This is a genomic window from Vannielia litorea (assembly GCF_900142295.1).
In the GTDB taxonomy this organism is placed as follows: Bacteria; Pseudomonadota; Alphaproteobacteria; order Rhodobacterales; family Rhodobacteraceae; genus Vannielia; species Vannielia litorea.
The window spans coordinates 1-14,630 of sequence record NZ_FSRL01000002.1 but is presented as its reverse complement, the minus strand read 5'-3'; the positions used below and the strand labels follow the sequence as shown (position 1 = coordinate 14,630).

At 63.3% G+C, this 14,630-nt stretch carries 29 protein-coding genes; 4 read left to right on the top strand and 25 right to left on the bottom strand.

The window, feature by feature from the left end:
* Positions 1 to 5 precede the first annotated feature (5 nt).
* From BUR94_RS17940 to rpmC, 13 genes are all read right to left on the bottom strand, one after another.
* Complete coding sequence (locus BUR94_RS17940) at positions 6 to 782, bottom strand: MBL fold metallo-hydrolase (protein WP_074257820.1); 777 nt, start codon at positions 780 to 782, stop codon at positions 6 to 8.
* 305 nt (positions 783 to 1,087) lie between these two features.
* Positions 1,088 to 1,318, bottom strand: coding sequence for a hypothetical protein (locus BUR94_RS17935; protein ID WP_074257819.1), 231 nt, complete (start codon positions 1,316 to 1,318; stop codon positions 1,088 to 1,090).
* Between the two features lie 420 nt (positions 1,319 to 1,738).
* Positions 1,739 to 1,927 (bottom strand): 50S ribosomal protein L30, encoded by a 189-nt coding sequence (gene rpmD / locus BUR94_RS17925; protein ID WP_074257817.1) that lies wholly within the window; start codon positions 1,925 to 1,927, stop codon positions 1,739 to 1,741.
* A 12-nt stretch (positions 1,928 to 1,939) separates the two neighbouring features.
* Positions 1,940 to 2,521: a 30S ribosomal protein S5 gene (gene rpsE / locus BUR94_RS17920; RefSeq protein ID WP_074257816.1), complete on the bottom strand. Its 582-nt coding sequence runs from the start codon at positions 2,519 to 2,521 to the stop codon at positions 1,940 to 1,942.
* 133 nt (positions 2,522 to 2,654) lie between these two features.
* Positions 2,655 to 3,014 carry a 50S ribosomal protein L18 gene (rplR, locus tag BUR94_RS17915; RefSeq protein ID WP_074257815.1) on the bottom strand — a complete coding sequence of 120 codons (360 nt, stop codon included), beginning with the start codon at positions 3,012 to 3,014 and terminating at the stop codon, positions 2,655 to 2,657.
* An 11-nt stretch (positions 3,015 to 3,025) separates the two neighbouring features.
* Positions 3,026 to 3,556 carry a 50S ribosomal protein L6 gene (gene rplF / locus BUR94_RS17910; protein ID WP_074257814.1) on the bottom strand — a complete coding sequence of 177 codons (531 nt, stop codon included), beginning with the start codon at positions 3,554 to 3,556 and terminating at the stop codon, positions 3,026 to 3,028.
* 11 nt (positions 3,557 to 3,567) lie between these two features.
* The gene (gene rpsH / locus BUR94_RS17905; protein WP_074257813.1) at positions 3,568 to 3,957 is read right to left on the bottom strand and encodes a 30S ribosomal protein S8; all 390 of its coding nucleotides are present in this window, start codon (positions 3,955 to 3,957) and stop codon (positions 3,568 to 3,570) included.
* 12 nt (positions 3,958 to 3,969) lie between these two features.
* Complete coding sequence (gene rpsN / locus BUR94_RS17900) at positions 3,970 to 4,275, bottom strand: 30S ribosomal protein S14 (RefSeq protein ID WP_074257812.1); 306 nt, start codon at positions 4,273 to 4,275, stop codon at positions 3,970 to 3,972.
* 10 nt (positions 4,276 to 4,285) lie between these two features.
* Positions 4,286 to 4,849 (bottom strand): 50S ribosomal protein L5, encoded by a 564-nt coding sequence (rplE, locus tag BUR94_RS17895; RefSeq protein WP_074257811.1) that lies wholly within the window; start codon positions 4,847 to 4,849, stop codon positions 4,286 to 4,288.
* Positions 4,842 to 5,153, bottom strand: a complete 312-nt coding sequence (rplX, locus tag BUR94_RS17890; protein WP_074257810.1) for a 50S ribosomal protein L24 — start codon at positions 5,151 to 5,153, stop codon at positions 4,842 to 4,844. Before rplX ends, rplE begins: the two co-directional genes overlap by 8 nt.
* Before the next feature lies 1 nt (position 5,154).
* Positions 5,155 to 5,523 carry a 50S ribosomal protein L14 gene (rplN, locus tag BUR94_RS17885; RefSeq protein ID WP_074257809.1) on the bottom strand — a complete coding sequence of 123 codons (369 nt, stop codon included), beginning with the start codon at positions 5,521 to 5,523 and terminating at the stop codon, positions 5,155 to 5,157.
* 76 nt (positions 5,524 to 5,599) lie between these two features.
* On the bottom strand, positions 5,600 to 5,830 hold the full coding sequence (gene rpsQ / locus BUR94_RS17880) for a 30S ribosomal protein S17 (protein ID WP_074257808.1): 231 nt from the start codon (positions 5,828 to 5,830) through the stop codon (positions 5,600 to 5,602).
* A gap of 3 nt (positions 5,831 to 5,833) precedes the next feature.
* Complete coding sequence (gene rpmC / locus BUR94_RS17875; protein WP_074257807.1) at positions 5,834 to 6,031, bottom strand: 50S ribosomal protein L29; 198 nt, start codon at positions 6,029 to 6,031, stop codon at positions 5,834 to 5,836.
* Between the two features lie 230 nt (positions 6,032 to 6,261).
* Between rpmC and BUR94_RS20535 the strand changes: the two genes are divergently transcribed.
* The 4 genes from BUR94_RS20535 to BUR94_RS17860 are packed head-to-tail and all read left to right on the top strand — an operon-like array spanning position 6,262 to position 8,337.
* Positions 6,262 to 7,137: a DUF7946 domain-containing protein gene (locus tag BUR94_RS20535; RefSeq protein ID WP_139301350.1), complete on the top strand. Its 876-nt coding sequence runs from the start codon at positions 6,262 to 6,264 to the stop codon at positions 7,135 to 7,137.
* A gap of 6 nt (positions 7,138 to 7,143) precedes the next feature.
* Entirely contained in the window at positions 7,144 to 7,764 is a 621-nt protein-coding gene (locus BUR94_RS17870) for a TIGR02466 family protein (RefSeq protein WP_074257806.1), read from the top strand.
* 41 nt (positions 7,765 to 7,805) lie between these two features.
* Positions 7,806 to 8,114, top strand: a complete 309-nt coding sequence (locus BUR94_RS17865; RefSeq protein WP_074257805.1) for a BrnT family toxin — start codon at positions 7,806 to 7,808, stop codon at positions 8,112 to 8,114.
* The gene (locus tag BUR94_RS17860) at positions 8,074 to 8,337 is read left to right on the top strand and encodes a CopG family antitoxin (RefSeq protein WP_074257804.1); all 264 of its coding nucleotides are present in this window, start codon (positions 8,074 to 8,076) and stop codon (positions 8,335 to 8,337) included. Before BUR94_RS17865 ends, BUR94_RS17860 begins: the two co-directional genes overlap by 41 nt.
* Positions 8,338 to 8,615: 278 nt before the next feature.
* On the opposite strand, the gene BUR94_RS17855 is transcribed toward BUR94_RS17860, so the two are convergent.
* From BUR94_RS17855 to BUR94_RS17800, 12 genes are all read right to left on the bottom strand, one after another.
* A complete protein-coding gene (locus BUR94_RS17855) occupies positions 8,616 to 8,843 on the bottom strand; it encodes a DUF6552 family protein (RefSeq protein WP_074257803.1) in 228 nt (75 codons plus the stop codon).
* Between the two features lie 90 nt (positions 8,844 to 8,933).
* Positions 8,934 to 9,347 carry a 50S ribosomal protein L16 gene (rplP, locus tag BUR94_RS17850; RefSeq protein WP_074257802.1) on the bottom strand — a complete coding sequence of 138 codons (414 nt, stop codon included), beginning with the start codon at positions 9,345 to 9,347 and terminating at the stop codon, positions 8,934 to 8,936.
* A gap of 12 nt (positions 9,348 to 9,359) precedes the next feature.
* Positions 9,360 to 10,064 (bottom strand): 30S ribosomal protein S3, encoded by a 705-nt coding sequence (gene rpsC, locus BUR94_RS17845; RefSeq protein ID WP_074257801.1) that lies wholly within the window; start codon positions 10,062 to 10,064, stop codon positions 9,360 to 9,362.
* Positions 10,064 to 10,444, bottom strand: coding sequence for a 50S ribosomal protein L22 (gene rplV / locus BUR94_RS17840; protein WP_074257800.1), 381 nt, complete (start codon positions 10,442 to 10,444; stop codon positions 10,064 to 10,066). Before rplV ends, rpsC begins: the two co-directional genes overlap by 1 nt.
* Before the next feature lie 2 nt (positions 10,445 to 10,446).
* Positions 10,447 to 10,725 carry a 30S ribosomal protein S19 gene (rpsS, locus tag BUR94_RS17835; RefSeq protein ID WP_074257799.1) on the bottom strand — a complete coding sequence of 93 codons (279 nt, stop codon included), beginning with the start codon at positions 10,723 to 10,725 and terminating at the stop codon, positions 10,447 to 10,449.
* A 3-nt stretch (positions 10,726 to 10,728) separates the two neighbouring features.
* Complete coding sequence (rplB, locus tag BUR94_RS17830) at positions 10,729 to 11,571, bottom strand: 50S ribosomal protein L2 (protein ID WP_074257798.1); 843 nt, start codon at positions 11,569 to 11,571, stop codon at positions 10,729 to 10,731.
* Positions 11,572 to 11,781: 210 nt separating this feature from the next.
* The gene (locus tag BUR94_RS17825; RefSeq protein WP_074257797.1) at positions 11,782 to 12,135 is read right to left on the bottom strand and encodes a hypothetical protein; all 354 of its coding nucleotides are present in this window, start codon (positions 12,133 to 12,135) and stop codon (positions 11,782 to 11,784) included.
* A 172-nt stretch (positions 12,136 to 12,307) separates the two neighbouring features.
* Positions 12,308 to 12,604, bottom strand: coding sequence for a 50S ribosomal protein L23 (locus BUR94_RS17820; protein WP_074257796.1), 297 nt, complete (start codon positions 12,602 to 12,604; stop codon positions 12,308 to 12,310).
* Positions 12,601 to 13,221, bottom strand: coding sequence for a 50S ribosomal protein L4 (rplD, locus tag BUR94_RS17815; protein WP_074257795.1), 621 nt, complete (start codon positions 13,219 to 13,221; stop codon positions 12,601 to 12,603). The genes BUR94_RS17820 and rplD overlap by 4 nt, the downstream gene beginning before the upstream one ends.
* Complete coding sequence (gene rplC / locus BUR94_RS17810; RefSeq protein WP_074257794.1) at positions 13,218 to 14,096, bottom strand: 50S ribosomal protein L3; 879 nt, start codon at positions 14,094 to 14,096, stop codon at positions 13,218 to 13,220. Before rplC ends, rplD begins: the two co-directional genes overlap by 4 nt.
* A 15-nt stretch (positions 14,097 to 14,111) precedes the next feature.
* The gene (gene rpsJ / locus BUR94_RS17805) at positions 14,112 to 14,420 is read right to left on the bottom strand and encodes a 30S ribosomal protein S10 (protein ID WP_074258233.1); all 309 of its coding nucleotides are present in this window, start codon (positions 14,418 to 14,420) and stop codon (positions 14,112 to 14,114) included.
* A gap of 118 nt (positions 14,421 to 14,538) precedes the next feature.
* On the bottom strand, positions 14,539 to 14,630 hold a 92-nt coding region (locus tag BUR94_RS17800; RefSeq protein ID WP_211330766.1), incomplete at its 5' end, for an EF-Tu C-terminal domain-related protein.

Below are 14,630 nucleotides of genomic sequence, written 5' to 3'. Positions count from 1 at the left end.
GTGGCTCAGGTCTCCATCTCGCCGTACCAGCCGCCGAACCTGACCTCGGAGGTATCGGCAACCAGCGCCGCAAAGGCCTCCGGGTCCTGGATGTCGCCGTCGCGGCCCTTGTAGTGGTAGGGATACACATAGGCCGGGGCAAACTCCTTCACGGCGCTCGCGGCCTGCTCCAGCGACATGGTGAAGGGCAGGTTCATGCAGACGAAGGCCAGGTCGATCGCCTCCAGCGCCCGCATCTCGGGGATGTCCTCGGTATCGCCCGACACATAGGTGCGGAAGCCGTCGATGGTCAGCACGTAGCCGTTGTCGCGCCCCTGCGGATGAAAGTTCAGCCGGTCCTCGGTGAGGTTGTAGGCCGGGATCGCGTCGATGGTGACACCGTTCCACTCCGTGCTCTCGCCATTGGCCAGCACCTCGTCGGGCGCGGCATCGCCGAGCTTCTCGGCCACGGCCGGGTTGGTGATGAGATGGGCCTCGCCGCGCAGCGCGGCCAGCGTCTCGGCGTTGAAGTGGTCGCCATGTTCATGGGTCACGAGGATCAGCGCGGCGGGCGGCAGGTCGGCATAGGCCGCCGGGTCACCCACCGGGTCCACGTAGATCACGCCCGCCGGGGTCTCCATGACAAAGGAGGCATGGTCGATCGGGTGAATGGTGATCTCGCTACCCTCGGTGGCGAAGGTGTCGGCCCCATGCGCCTCGGCGCGGGCGGCATAGGGCAACACGGTGATCGCCCCGGCGCTTGCGGCGGCGGTGGCGAGGAATCTGCGTCTTGTCTGGGTCATGTGGGGCTGTCCTCTCCTGCTTGTATCAGGAGACATAGCGCCCGGGTCAGTGCAGCCAATACCTCTTGGTTTGGCCGCAGGGCAGATCGGCGTTCAGCCGCGCGAGGCGGTCTGGCGCAGGTAGTCGGACCAGTGCGGGCAGGGCTCGGCCTTGGTGAGGCGGGCCATCAGGGCGGCAAGGGCGTAGAGCCGGGTCATGTGAGTCTCCAGAGCGGCTTCGGAATGGGCGGAGACTTACGCCTCCTGCCCATGTTCTGACCACAGCCGATACCGCATTGCCGGGATGCATGCCGCGCAGGGCTCGCCTAGCGAAACAGCGGCGAGTCCGGCTTCCTGACGGTGCCCTGGTAGCACTGTAGCCCGCGCCGCGCGATCTCGCCCTCCACGGCCCGGCGCTCGTAGTCGTTCTCGATCTTCTCGTAGCCGCCTTCGAGCTGGCAGAGGTAGAGATCGGGATAGGCCGCCACGGCATCGGGGCCGCGATCCTTGGAACAGGCGACAAGCGCGAGAGGGAGGAGGAGGAGGAGAGGTTTCATGGGGCTGCTCGTTTCTGTCTGTTTCGGTTCGACCGTACACGAGCGATACCGATCCCTACAAATCCCAAGCGATGCACCAATGCTTGACGCAAACATGCTTTGTGATGAAAGTCCGAGACACACAGATCTTAAGATTTGGTTAACTGTAGAAAAGGTTGAGAGCTTGAAACCCGTTATTGCAGCTATCGCACTTTCCGTTTTTGCCCTGCCACTCGTCGGTGCGCCGACCCACATTGGTGGCGCGACCGTCAATGGCGAAGCCCTTCACAGTGGCGGTTGCCGTAAGAGCTCTCCTCCGGGCCAGTGCTGCCACGCGGGCTCCCAGCCCCTTCATTGCCACTGAACACCCGAAACGAAAACACCCCGGCTCTTTCGAACCGGGGTGTCTGAATTCGTGCGGCGGATGATCCGCCGGATCGCTCATCCGCGCTCTTCGATAATCTCGACGAGGTGCGGGATCTTGGCGACCATGCCGCGGATGGAGGGGGTATCCTCCAGCTCGCGGGTGCGGTGCATCTTGTTCAGCCCGAGGCCGATCAGCGTCTTGCGCTGGATCTCGGGGCGACGGATCGGCGAACCGATCTGCTTGACGACGATCGTCTTTGCCATGGTTCGGTCTCCTTACGCTTCAGCGGCTTCTTCGGCCGGCGCGTCTTCGGGCTTCTTCAGGATGTCGGCCACCTTCTTGCCGCGACGCTGCGCGACCATCCGGGGGCTGGCTTCCTTGGTGAGACCGTCGAGCGTGGCGCGGATCATGTTGTAGGGGTTCTGCGAGCCGATCGACTTGGCGACCACGTCGTGGATGCCCAGCATCTCGAACACGGCACGCATCGGACCGCCGGCAATGATACCGGTACCGTGCGGGGCGGTGCGCATCACCACGCGGCCGGCGCCGTGGCGGCCTTCCACGTCGTGGTGCAGGGTGCGGCCCTCGCGCAGCGGAACGCGGATCATCTGGCGCTTGGCCTGCTCGGTGGCCTTGCGGATGGCCTCGGGGACCTCCTTGGCCTTGCCCTTGCCAAAGCCCACGCGGCCCTTCTGGTCACCGACCACGACGAGCGCGGCGAAGCCGAAGTTCTTGCCGCCCTTGGTGGTCTTGGAGACCCGGTTGATCGCCACGAGGCGATCGGCAAACTCGGGGGTCTCTTCCCGGTCGCGGCGCGGGCCGCGGCGGTTGTCACGATTGTTGTCACGTTCAGCCATGCATGGCGTCCTTCAATTGGTCGGCGCGGGGGCCGGTTGTCTCCGATCGCGGTGGCCTGCGCGGCCCCGGATCATCGGAGGGCCGGCAGCGCCGCCCCTCGCAGGGTTCGTCGGAGGGGCCGAAGCCCTTCCGTCAGATCTTCAGACCACCCTCGCGGGCAGCATCGGCGAGCGCCTTCACCCGGCCGTGGAACAGAAAACCGCCACGGTCGAAGTAGGCCTCTTCCACGCCGGCTTTCTTGGCACGCTCGGCAATCGCGGCGCCCACCTTGGTGGCGGCCTCCACGTTGTTCTTGCCGACCACGCCCAGATCCTTCTCCAGCGAGGAGGCCGAGGCCAGGGTCACGCCCTGCACGTCGTCGATCAGCTGCACGCTGATGTTCTTGTTCGAGCGGTGGACGGAGAGCCGCACGCGGCCCGCGTTCACCTTGCGAAGCTTGTTCCGGACGCGCATGCGGCGCTTCTGGAACAGTTGGCGTTTGGTGTTTGCCATCAGTCCGTTCCTTACCTCTTGCCTTCCTTGCGGAAGATGTACTCGTCCTTGTATTTGATGCCCTTGCCCTTGTAGGGCTCCGGCTTGCGCCATTCGCGGATGTTGGCCGCGACCTGGCCGACGAGTTGCTCATCGGAGCCTTCGACGATGATCTCGGTCTGCTTGGGGCAGGTGACCGTGACGCCCTGGGGCACGTCGAAGTTGACTTCGTGCGAGTAGCCCAGCGACAGCTTCAGGGTCGAGCCCTGGATCTGCGCGCGGTAGCCCACGCCGTTGATCTCCAGCTCCTTCTTGAAGCCGTCGGTCACGCCCTGCACGAGGTTCGCCACCATGGTGCGGCTCATGCCCCACTGCTGGCGGGCCCGCTTGGAGGTGCCGCGCGGCTTGATCGTCACCACGTTGTCCTCGACAGCGAGGGTCACGTCGTCGGTGGCGGTGAAGCTGCGGGCGCCCTTGGGGCCCTTCACTTCGATGGTCTGACCGGAGACAGCCGCGGAAACACCGCTGGGCAGCTCGACCGGTTTCTTGCCAATACGAGACATAGCAGGGCTCCTTAGAACACCGTGCAGAGCACCTCACCGCCAACGTTGGCGGAGCGGGCTGCTGCATCGGACATGACGCCGCGCGAGGTCGAGACGATGGAAACGCCCAGGCCCTGACGGACCGAGGGGATGTCGCCAACGCCCATGTAAACCCGACGGCCGGGCTTGGACACGCGCTTGAGTTCGCGGATCACCGGGGTGCCTTCGTAGTACTTCAGGCTGATCTCGATTTCCGGGTGGGCGGTGCCTTCCACGGCTTCGTAGCCGCGGATGTAGCCTTCGTCAGCCAGAACATCGAGAACCCAGGCACGCAGCTTGGAAGCGGGCGTGCGGACGGTGGACTTGCCACGCATCTGCGCGTTGCGGATGCGGGTCAGCATATCGCCGAGAGGATCGTTCATCTCATACCCTCCTTACCAGGACGACTTGACCATGCCGGGGATCTGGCCGTTGGAGGCCAGCTCGCGCAGCATGATCCGCGACATCTTGAGTTTGCGGTAATACGCCTTCGGACGGCCGGTGAGCTGGCACCGGTTGTGCAGGCGGGTGGCCGAGGAGTTGCGGGGCAGCTTGGCCAGCTTCAGCCGGGCCTTGAACCGCTCTTCCATCGGTTTGCTCTCGTCATTCGCGATCTCTTTCAGAGCGGCGCGCTTGGCGGCGTATTTTTCCACCAGCTCCTGACGCTTCTTCTCGCGTTCGATCATTGCTTTCTTTGCCATGGTCGGTTCCTCAGCTGGTGAAGGGCATGTTGAATTGCTTCAACAGCGCCTTGGCTTCCGCATCCGTGGAGGCGGTGGTGCAGATGATGATGTCCATGCCCCAGACTTCGTCGACCTTGTCGAACTCGATCTCGGGGAAGACGATGTGCTCTTTCAGGCCCATGGCGTAGTTGCCACGGCCATCGAAGCTCTTGCCCGAAACGCCGCGGAAGTCGCGGATACGGGGCATTGCGACGGTGATGAGACGATCCAGGAATTCGTACATCCGGTCGCCGCGGAGGGTCACCTTGGCGCCCAGCGGCATCTCTTCACGCACCCGGAAGCCGGCGATGGATTTCTTGGCCTTGGTCACCATGGCCTGCTGGCCGGCGATCTTGGTCAGGTCTTCCTGGGCCGACTTGGCCTTCTTGCTGTCGCGCACGGCTTCGGCGCCACAGCCGATATTGAGCACGATCTTGTCCAGACGCGGGATCTGCAGGTCGTTCTTGTAGCCGAACTCTTCCTTGAGCGCGGGGCGAACGGTCTCGGCAAAATACGCCTTCAGACGCGGGGTGTAGTTGGCGGCATCAAGCATCGATCACGTCTCCCGTGGTCTTGGCGACGCGCACTTTCTTGCCGTCTTCCACCTTGAAACCCACGCGGGTGGGCTTGCCGTTGGCATCCACATAGGCGAGGTTCGAGAGGTCGATCGGCATGGCGGTGGGCACGCGGCCGCCCTGGGTGTTCTGGCTCTGGCGCTGGTGACGGACGGAGATGTTCAGCCCTTCCACCACGGCCTTGCCGGCCTTCGGGTCCACCGACTGGATCTCGCCGGTCTTGCCCTTGTCCTTGCCGGTGAGCACGATCACCGTGTCACCCTTCTTCAGTTTCGCGGCCATCTTACAGCACCTCCGGGGCGAGCGAGATGATCTTCATGAAGTTCTTCGAGCGAAGCTCGCGAACGACTGGTCCGAAGATACGGGTGCCCACCGGCTCGTTGTTGTTGTTGAGGATGACGGCGGCGTTGCGATCGAAGCGGATCGCGGTGCCGTCCTCGCGGCGCACTTCCTTGGCGGTCCGAACGACAACGGCCTTGCGGACGTCGCCCTTCTTCACGCGGCCGCGCGGGATGGCTTCCTTCACGGAAACGACGATGATGTCGCCCACGCTCGCGTACTTGCGCTTGGAACCACCCAGGACCTTGATGCACTGAACCCGGCGGGCGCCGGAGTTGTCAGCAACATCCAGATTGGTCTGCATCTGGATCATTAGGTTTCTCCCGACCTATGGGGGCTTTTCTGGTTAGCTCCCCCAGGGTTTCGCTCAAACCGAAAGGTCTGTCAGCTTACGCCGTCAGAACCTCCCAGCGTTTCGTCTTCGACTTCGGCGCGCATTCCTGGATGCGCACGGTGTCGCCCACCTTGAAGGTGTTCTGCTCGTCATGAGCACGGTATTTCTTCGACTTCCGCACAGTCTTGTGCAGCAGCGGATGCTTGAAACGACGCTCCACCAGCACGGTGACGGTCTGTTCGTTCTGGTCGCTGGTCACGACGCCTTGCAGGATACGCTTGGGCATCTGTTACGCCTCCGCCTTGGCTTTTTCGTTGAGGATCGTCTTCACACGGGCCACGTCACGACGGACCTGGCGCATGCGGGCGGTGTTCTCGATGTTGCCGCCGGCCTGCTGGAAACGCAGGTTGAAGGCTTCTTTCTTGAGGTCGACAAGGGCGTCGCGGAGCTGGTCCGGCGTCTTGTCACGCAGTTCCTGGGCGTTCATCGCCATCTTCCTTTTTCAACAATCACCGGGAGGCCCCTTGTGGGTGACCCCGTGTCCGGTGGAGTTCACATGGTGAAGGCCGCCCTATAGGGGGGAATCAGGTGGGTGGCAAGGGTTTTGTCGGGGTTTGAAGGCAGGAGGCCGTCCGCGGTCTTCCGACAAGTGGTAGCTTGTGAAGGTAGCTGCTAACAAACTACGCTAGCTGCGTTCTAGTAGGCGGATTTTTCACTATGGCGATTTTGATCAAGCAACGGCTCAAGTTTAGCGGCGGAGATGCCGATAATCATAAAGTCGATGCATACGCGGCGGCTCAATCTCTCGAAGGGATAGTGTGGGCGCTCACCATTATCACCCACTACGGAGTTTCCGGGAAGCTGCGGCAACGTGGAGACCTCTCTTCCTCGGTGAGAATTTTCATTACGCCTCCAAAGAGAGGTAGTGTCTTTTACGGACTAGAGGTTTGGATACAGGAGAACGCGTTTCTTGCCGGAATGGTTGGTGGCTACGCTGTCAACACAGTTACACCTTTCATCAATGGCCTCGTTTCGTATGTTCTGAATGCATCGCTAACTGGCATTCGGCAGATACCGCATGGCGCGAAGAAGTACATTGGTCGACTTAAGGATGATGAGGTGGACGACCTTATTGCGCGCGTGGAGCCTCCCCTAACAAGAGCGCACGCCGCTATAGGAAAATCCGTCGACTTACTTCAGCTGACTTACCGCACAAAGGATTTGGCTACCCTTGACCTGGACAGCAAACGGTACTTGGAGGCCAGGGCGCGCGAAGACTTCCAAACGATTGATACCAACATAACGTCATTCAATGTCCTCACCGGGAACGGGCGTCTATATCACCCCGATGAAAAACAAACTGTGCCTTTTAGTCTGTCGCCGCAGGCTATGCTCGGAACGCCGCAGGTTTTGACCCTTAGCATGAGCCAGTACGCAAGCGGAAATCGAGGCGTCATTCGTCTGACGGCACAGCGAGTACAAAACATTGATGGCCGACTCAAACAGCTCATCGTATCAGCGGCAAGCGAGGTGCCTCAATCCGACTGGGATGCGGGGCAAAATCCACTCAGAACCCCCCAGAACAAACCGTGATATAATATGCCCGAGATCTCCTCCCTCTTCGTCACCCGTCTCTACCGCGCCGCCCTGTCCGAGCACGGGCCTGCCATCGACGCCGACGAGCTCGAAACCTCCTGCTTCACCATCGCCGAGGATGACGAGGCCGGGCAGGAATGGTGCGAGGAAAACGGCTACCCGGGTTATACGTCCTACGCCTCGCTCTCCGACCTCCCCTGGCGCTTCCCGATCTTCAAGGCGCTCGCCAAGTGTCTCGACGCCCATGTCGCCGCCTTCACCGAAGATCTCCAGTTCGACCTCGACGGCCGCAACCTCGTGCTCGAGGACCTCTGGATCAACATCCTCCCCGAAGGCGGCTCCCACGGCTCCCACATCCACCCCCACGCGGTGATCTCGGGCACCACCTACGTCTCGATGCCAAAGGGCACCTCGGCGCTGAAGCTGGAAGACCCGCGCTCCGCCCGCATGATGGCCGCCCCGATGCGCCGCAAGCACTGCCGCGAGGAGCTCAAACGCTTCGTCTCGGTCGCCCCCGCAGTGGGCGACGTGCTGCTCTGGGAAAGCTGGCTGCGCCACGAGGTGCCGATGAACATGGCCGAGGAGGAGCGGGTATCTGTGTCCTTCAACTATCGGTGGGAGTAACCCTCCTTGATCTTGTACATACAAATGTGCATATGTAGCGCATGAAGATCGCCGGGATCGATTGGGATGCCGGAAACTGGCCGGAATGCGGAAAGCACGGTGTGTCTCAGGCAGAGATCGAGCATGTGCTACGCACCATGACGCTCCGCATCCCCGACCCGTTCCCCGGCGAACCCCGGTTTCGCACCGCGGGGGCCACGGCAGAAGGCCGCCACGTGTTCCTGGTCTACATGCACCGGGAGAAAGAGGGCGCGCTTTGGCTCCGCCCGATCAGCGCGCGCTACATGCACGCCAAGGAGATACGACGCTATGAAGACGCAAAAGAAGCCATGGCCAAGCCTCCCGAGTGACGAGGCCGCGGAAGCCTTCGTGGAAGAGGCCGACCTGTCGGAGTTCGACTGGAGCGCCGCCGAGCCCGTGGCTTACGAGTTCGAAGACAAATCCGCCCGCGTCACCATGCGCCTGCCCGAAAGCCAGCTCGCCGCCATCCGCGCCGAGGCGGAAAAGCGCGGGGTGAAGTATCAGCGCTTCATGCGGGAGTTGATGGAGCGGGGGATGCGGACGTTGGGGTGACTGGGTGAGCCGATGGAATAGCCTCTGTCTTCGACCCTCTTACCGAGTGCAAAGCCCGCCACCGCAAAAAGAAAACTCCCGCCGGATCACTCCAGCGGGGGCTTCGATCTCTTAGGGTGGGCAATCTGCCCACCAACCGTCCGCCCATCTTGGCGCATCACGGTGCCGGTCTTGATCCGTAGCTTCATCGCGGCGAGACGCAGCGGGTTTCGGTGAGTTCCAATGATCGTAGGGAGTGAGCCGCCGGAGCGGCGCGCTTGCGGGCTCTCAACAGTCCCTCACGCCGGCGCTCCCGAGTTCAGATAGCCCACGAAGAGCGAGATGAACGCGCCGACGTGAACGACCATGATCGCCCGGTCCTTCCACATGACCCCCACGGCAAACCACAGCAGGATTCCAACGAAGAAGGCAAAAACGTTCCACGGCACCACATTCAGCCCCGTCAGGCCGTAGCCGACGAGTTGAATGGCCGTCGCAACCCATTTGACCGTATCGACAGTTTTCATCGCTCGCTCTCCCGTGAAACGAAAACCCCCGCCGGATCACTCCGGCGGGGACTTCAATCTCGCAGGGTGGGCAATCCGCCCACCATCCGATCACCAGTCTTCGCGCATCACCGTGCGGGTCTTGATCGGCAGCTTCATCGCGGCGAGACGCAGCGCCTCGCGGGCCACCTCTTCGCTCACGCCGTCGATCTCGAACATCACGCGGCCAGGCTTCACCTTGGCGGCCCAGAAGTCCACCGAGCCCTTGCCTTTACCCATCCGGACTTCAACCGGCTTGGAGGTCACGGGCAGATCGGGGAAGATCCGGATCCAGACGCGGCCCTGACGCTTCATGTGGCGCGTCATGGCACGACGGGCGGCCTCGATCTGACGGGCGGTGATCCGCTCGGGCTCCACCGCCTTCAGGCCGAAGGTGCCGAAGTTCAGGTCAGACCCGCCCTTCGCCTCGCCGCGGATGCGGCCCTTGTGCATCTTGCGGAATTTCGTGCGTTTTGGTTGCAGCATTCTTCCGTCTCCTTACCGGTCACGACGGGGGCGCGGGCCGCCGCCGTCCTGGACTTCCTGGGCGCGGCGATCACGGGCCGAAGGATCGTGCTCCATGATCTCGCCTTTGAAGATCCAGACCTTGATGCCGATGATGCCGTAGGGCGTGGCGCCTTCGGCGTGGGCGTAGTCGATGTCGGCCCGCAGGGTGTGCAGGGGCACACGGCCCTCGCGATACCACTCGGTCCGGGCGATCTCGGCGCCGCCGAGGCGGCCCGCGACGTTGACCCGGATGCCGAGCGCCCCCATGCGCATGGCGTTCTGCACCGAGCGCTTCATGGCACGGCGGAACGACACGCGGCGCTCGAGCTGCTGCGCGATGGACTCGGCCACCAGCGCGGCGTCCAGCTCGGGCTTGCGGACCTCGACGATGTTGAGGTGCAGCTCGCTGTCGGTCATGTTCGCCAGCTTCTTGCGCAGGGTCTCGATATCGGCGCCTTTCTTGCCGATGATCACGCCCGGACGCGCGGTGTGCACGGTCACCCGGCACTTGCGGTGCGGGCGCTCGATGATCACGCGGCTGACGCCGGCCTGCTTGCACTCTTCCTCGATGAACTCGCGGATCTTCAGATCCTCGAGCAGGAGGTTACCGTAGTCCTTGGTATCGGCGTACCAGCGGCTGTCCCAGGTGCGGTTGACCTGCAGCCGCATGCCGATCGGATTGACTTTCTGACCCATCAGGCTTGCTCCTCGATCTGGCGGACCTTGATGGTCAGCTCGGCAAACGGCTTGACGATCTTGCCGAAACGGCCGCGCGCACGCGGGCGTCCACGCTTCATCGTCATGTTCTTGCCGACCCAGGCCTCAGCGACGATCAGCTCGTCGACGTCCAGGTTGTGGTTGTTCTCGGCGTTCGCGATCGCGGACTGAAGGCATTTCTTCACGTCCTCGGCGATCCGCTTCTTGGAGAAGGTGAGATCGGCCAGGGCCTTCTCGACCTTCTTGCCACGGATCATCGCGGCGACGAGGTTCAGCTTCTGCGGCGAGGTGCGAAGCATGCGCGACTTGGCGAGCGCCTCGTTGTCTTCCACGCGGCGGGGATTCTTGTCCTTGCCCATGGTTACTTCCTCTTCGCTTTCTTGTCGGCGGCGTGGCCGTAGTAGGTCCGCGTCGGGGAGTATTCACCGAACTTCTGGCCGATCATGTCCTCGGTGACGTTCACCGGGATATGCTTCTTGCCGTTGTAGACGCCGAAGGTGAGGCCCACGAACTGGGGCAGGATGGTGGAGCGGCGCGACCAGATCTTGATGACCTCGTTGCGGCCCGACTCACGGGATTTCTCGGCCTTCTTCAGGACATAGCTGTCAACGAAGGGGCCTTTCCAAACAGAACGCGACATGTGTTAGCGACCCTTCTTTCTGGCGTGACGCGAGCGGATGATCAGCTTCTGCGACGCCTTGTTCTTGTCCCGGGTCTTGCGACCCTTGGTGTCCTTGCCCCAGGGGGTAACCGGGGTGCGGCCACCCGAGGTGCGGCCCTCACCACCACCGTGCGGGTGGTCGATCGGGTTCATCGCAACACCGCGGACCGAGGGGCGCTTGCCGTAGTGGCGCACGCGACCGGCCTTGCCGAGGTTCTGGTTGCTGTTGTCGGGGTTCGAAACCGCGCCAACGGTGGCCATGCATTCCTGGCGCACCATCCGCAGCTCGCCCGAGCTGAGGCGGATCTGGGCATAGCCGCCGTCACGGCCGACGAACTGGGCATAGGTGCCCGCGGCGCGTGCGATCTGGCCACCCTTGCCGGGCTTCAGCTCGATGTTGTGAATGATGGTACCGATCGGCATGCCGATCAGCTGCATCGCGTTGCCCGGCTTCACGTCGGTCTTGGCCGAGGAGATGACGGAGTCGCCAACCGCGAGGCGCTGCGGCGCGAGAATGTAGGCCTGCTCGCCATCCTGGTAGCGGATGAGGGCGATGAAGGCGGTGCGGTTGGGATCGTATTCGATCCGCTCGACGGTCGCCGGAACGTCCATCTTGGTCCGCTTGAAATCAACGATACGATAGAGACGCTTCGCACCACCGCCACGGCGGCGGGCGGTGATCCGTCCGGTGTTGTTCCGGCCGCCCGACTTCGTCAGACCCTCGGTGAGGGCCTTGACAGGGCGTCCTTTCCACAGCTCCGAACGGTCGATCAGAACCAGCCCACGCTGGCCCGGCGTCGTCGGTTTGTACGACTTGAGTGCCATTTGACTGTCTTCCGTTTTCTGTGCGGGCGGCGCGCGCGCTGCCCTGATGTTGTAGGCCCCCGTAGGTGCCCGGCTTGTGCTCCGCGCTGACCGTTGCCGACCAAAACCAAAGCCCCGGACGAATCCGGGGCTCCTGCGGATGCGCCCTGTTAAGAGAGGCGCGGCGTCAGGTCAAGCACCTGCCGCAAGAATAATCAACGTCTGCGGGCTCTAGCGTCCGAACAGACGCTTCAGGAGCGAGGGCCTGGCCTCGGGTTCGGCCTCCGCCTCCTCCGCCGCCCGCGCCAGCGCCGCTGCCCGTTCCGCGCGGATCTGCGCGATCTCGTCGGCCTCGGCCTGTTCGGCCGCCAGGCGCGCCGCACGCTCGGCCTCCGCCTGCTCCCGGCGCTCGTCCTCCAGCAACTCCTCGATGGTCTTGTTCACGACGGCCGTGGTCATCGCCGGGGCCTTCGCCCTCTGCTCGGCCTCCTCGGCAAGCAACTCCGCGATGGTCTTGTTGGTCACGGCAGTAGGCCGGACACTCGGCTTGCCCTTGATCGTCTCCCGGTGGCTATATTCCATCATCACATCTCCCGTAACGTGGTGAGTCCATAGCCCTGGTCCGCAAGTCTGGCGGCGAATTTCGGCAAAGGTGAGATGACTTTGTGGCAAACGGCGCGCCGCTGAACAGCGAAAGGCCCCGCACCGGGCGGGGCCTTTCTTCATTCCGCGGGGTGGATGCACCCCGCCACGCGGCTCAGAGGCCGGTCGACACGTCGATCGTGTTGCCCTCTTCGAGGGTCACATAGGCCTTCTTGACGTCCTTGCGCTTGCCGCGGATGCCGCGGAAACGCTTGGTCTTGCCCTTGGTGATGGTCGTGTTCACGGCCTTCACCTTCACACCGAAGAGCGCCTCGACGGCCTCCTTGATCTGGGGCTTGTTGGCGTCGATGGCGACCTCGAAGACCACGCCGTTCGACTCCGAGGCCATGGTGGCCTTCTCGGTGATGACGGGCTTCACGATCACGTCGTAATGTTCTGCCTTGGCGGTCATTTCAGACGGGCCTCCAGGGCTTCGACACCGGCCTTGGTGATGACCAGGGTGTCACGCTTCAGGATGTCGTAGACGTTGGCGCCCATCGAGGGGAGCACGTCCAGACCGGTGATGTTGGCAGCGGCCTTGGTGAAGTTCTCGTTCAGCTCGGCACCATCGATGATGAGCACCTTCTTCCAGCCGAGTTCCTTCACCTGCTTGGCCAGCACCGAGGTCCGGGCATCGGCCAGAACGGCCTCGTCCAGGACGATCAGCTTGCCTTCGGCAGCCTTGGCGCTGAGCGCGTGCTTCAGGCCCAGGGCGCGGATCTTCTTGGGAAGATCGTGGCCGTGGCTGCGCGGGGTCGGACCCTTGTAGATACCACCCTTGCGGAAGATCGGCGCGTTGCGGTCACCGTGGCGTGCACCGCCGGTGCCCTTCTGGCGATAGATCTTCTTGGTCGAGTAGCTCGTCTCGCGACGGGTCTTCACCTTGTGGGTGCCGGCCTGCGCCTTGTTGCGCTGCCAGCGGACGACACGGTGCAGGATGTCGGCGCGGGGCTCGAGGCCGAAGACCTCATCGCCCAGATCGACCGACCCGGCCTTGCCGCCGTCCAGTTTGATCACGTCGAGTTTCATTCCTCACCGTCCTTCTTCTCGGAGGCTGCCGGGGCGTCGCCCTCGGTGGCCTTGTCGGCGTCAATCGAGGCTTCGGCCTGCTGCAGAGCGGCGGCTTCGGCGGCCGCAGCCTCCTCGGCCAGGCGCTTCTCTTCGGCTTCGGCCTCGGCGGCGGCAGCGGCGGCAGCTTCTTCAGCGGCCTTGGCGGCTTCCGCGGCGGCAGACTTCAGCGCGGCGGGCAGAATGGCGTTCTCGGGGAACGGCTTCTTCACCGCGTCCTTGATCGTCACCCAGCCACCCTTGGAGCCCGGCACCGCGCCCTTGACCATGATCAGGCCACGGTCGCTGTCGGTGCGGACAACCTGCAGGTTCTGCGTGGTCACGCGGGCGGCGCCCATGTGACCGGCCATCTTCTTGCCCTTGAACACGCGGCCAGGGTCCTGACACTGACCGGTCGAGCCGTGCGAACGGTGGGAGATCGACACACCGTGGGAGGCGCGGAGGCCCCCGAAGTTGTGCCGCTTCATCGCACCGGCAAAGCCTTTACCGATCGAGGTGCCCGAAACGTCGACGAACTGACCTTCGAAGTAGTGGTCCGCGGTGATTTCCTCACCGACGGCGATCAGGTTCTCGGGGTCCACGCGAAACTCGGCGAGCTTGCGCTTGGGGGCCACCTTGGCCGCCGCGAACACACCGCGCATCGGCGCGGAGGTGCGCTTGGCCTTGGCCGTGCCGGCCCCGAGCTGAACGGCAGAGTAGCCATCCTTCTCGGCGGTCCGCTGGGCCACCACCTGCAACGCGTCGAGCTGCAGAACCGTCACCGGGATCTGCTTGCCGTCTTCCATGAAAAGCCGGGTCATGCCGACCTTCTTTGCGATCACTCCAGAGCGCAACATCTCACATGCCCTCCCTTAGACCGAAATCTGAACGTCCACGCCCGCGGCGAGGTCGAGCTTCATGAGCGCGTCCACGGTCTGCGGAGTGGGGTCGATGATGTCGAGCAGACGCTTGTGGGTGCGGATCTCCCACTGGTCACGGCTCTTCTTGTCGATGTGCGGGCCGCGCAGAACGGTGAACTTCTCGATCTTGTTCGGCAGCGGGATGGGCCCGCGCACCTGCGCGCCGGTCCGCTTGGCGGTGTTGACGATTTCCTGGGTGCTGGCATCCAGCACGCGGTAATCGAACGCCTTCAGGCGGATACGGATATTCTGGCTTTGCATGGCCATTTTTGCGTTCCTTTACGATTGAGAGGAGGGGCGAAAGACCCGCCCCTCTTCGAACCGGTTTCAAGTGTTGCCGGCGGTTGGGCCCGCCGGCGCTCTTATCGGATCGTCGAGATCACTCGATGATCTTGGAGACGACGCCGGCGCCGACGGTGCGGCCGCCTTCGCGGATGGCGAAGCGGAGGCCGTCTTCCATGGCGATCGGGG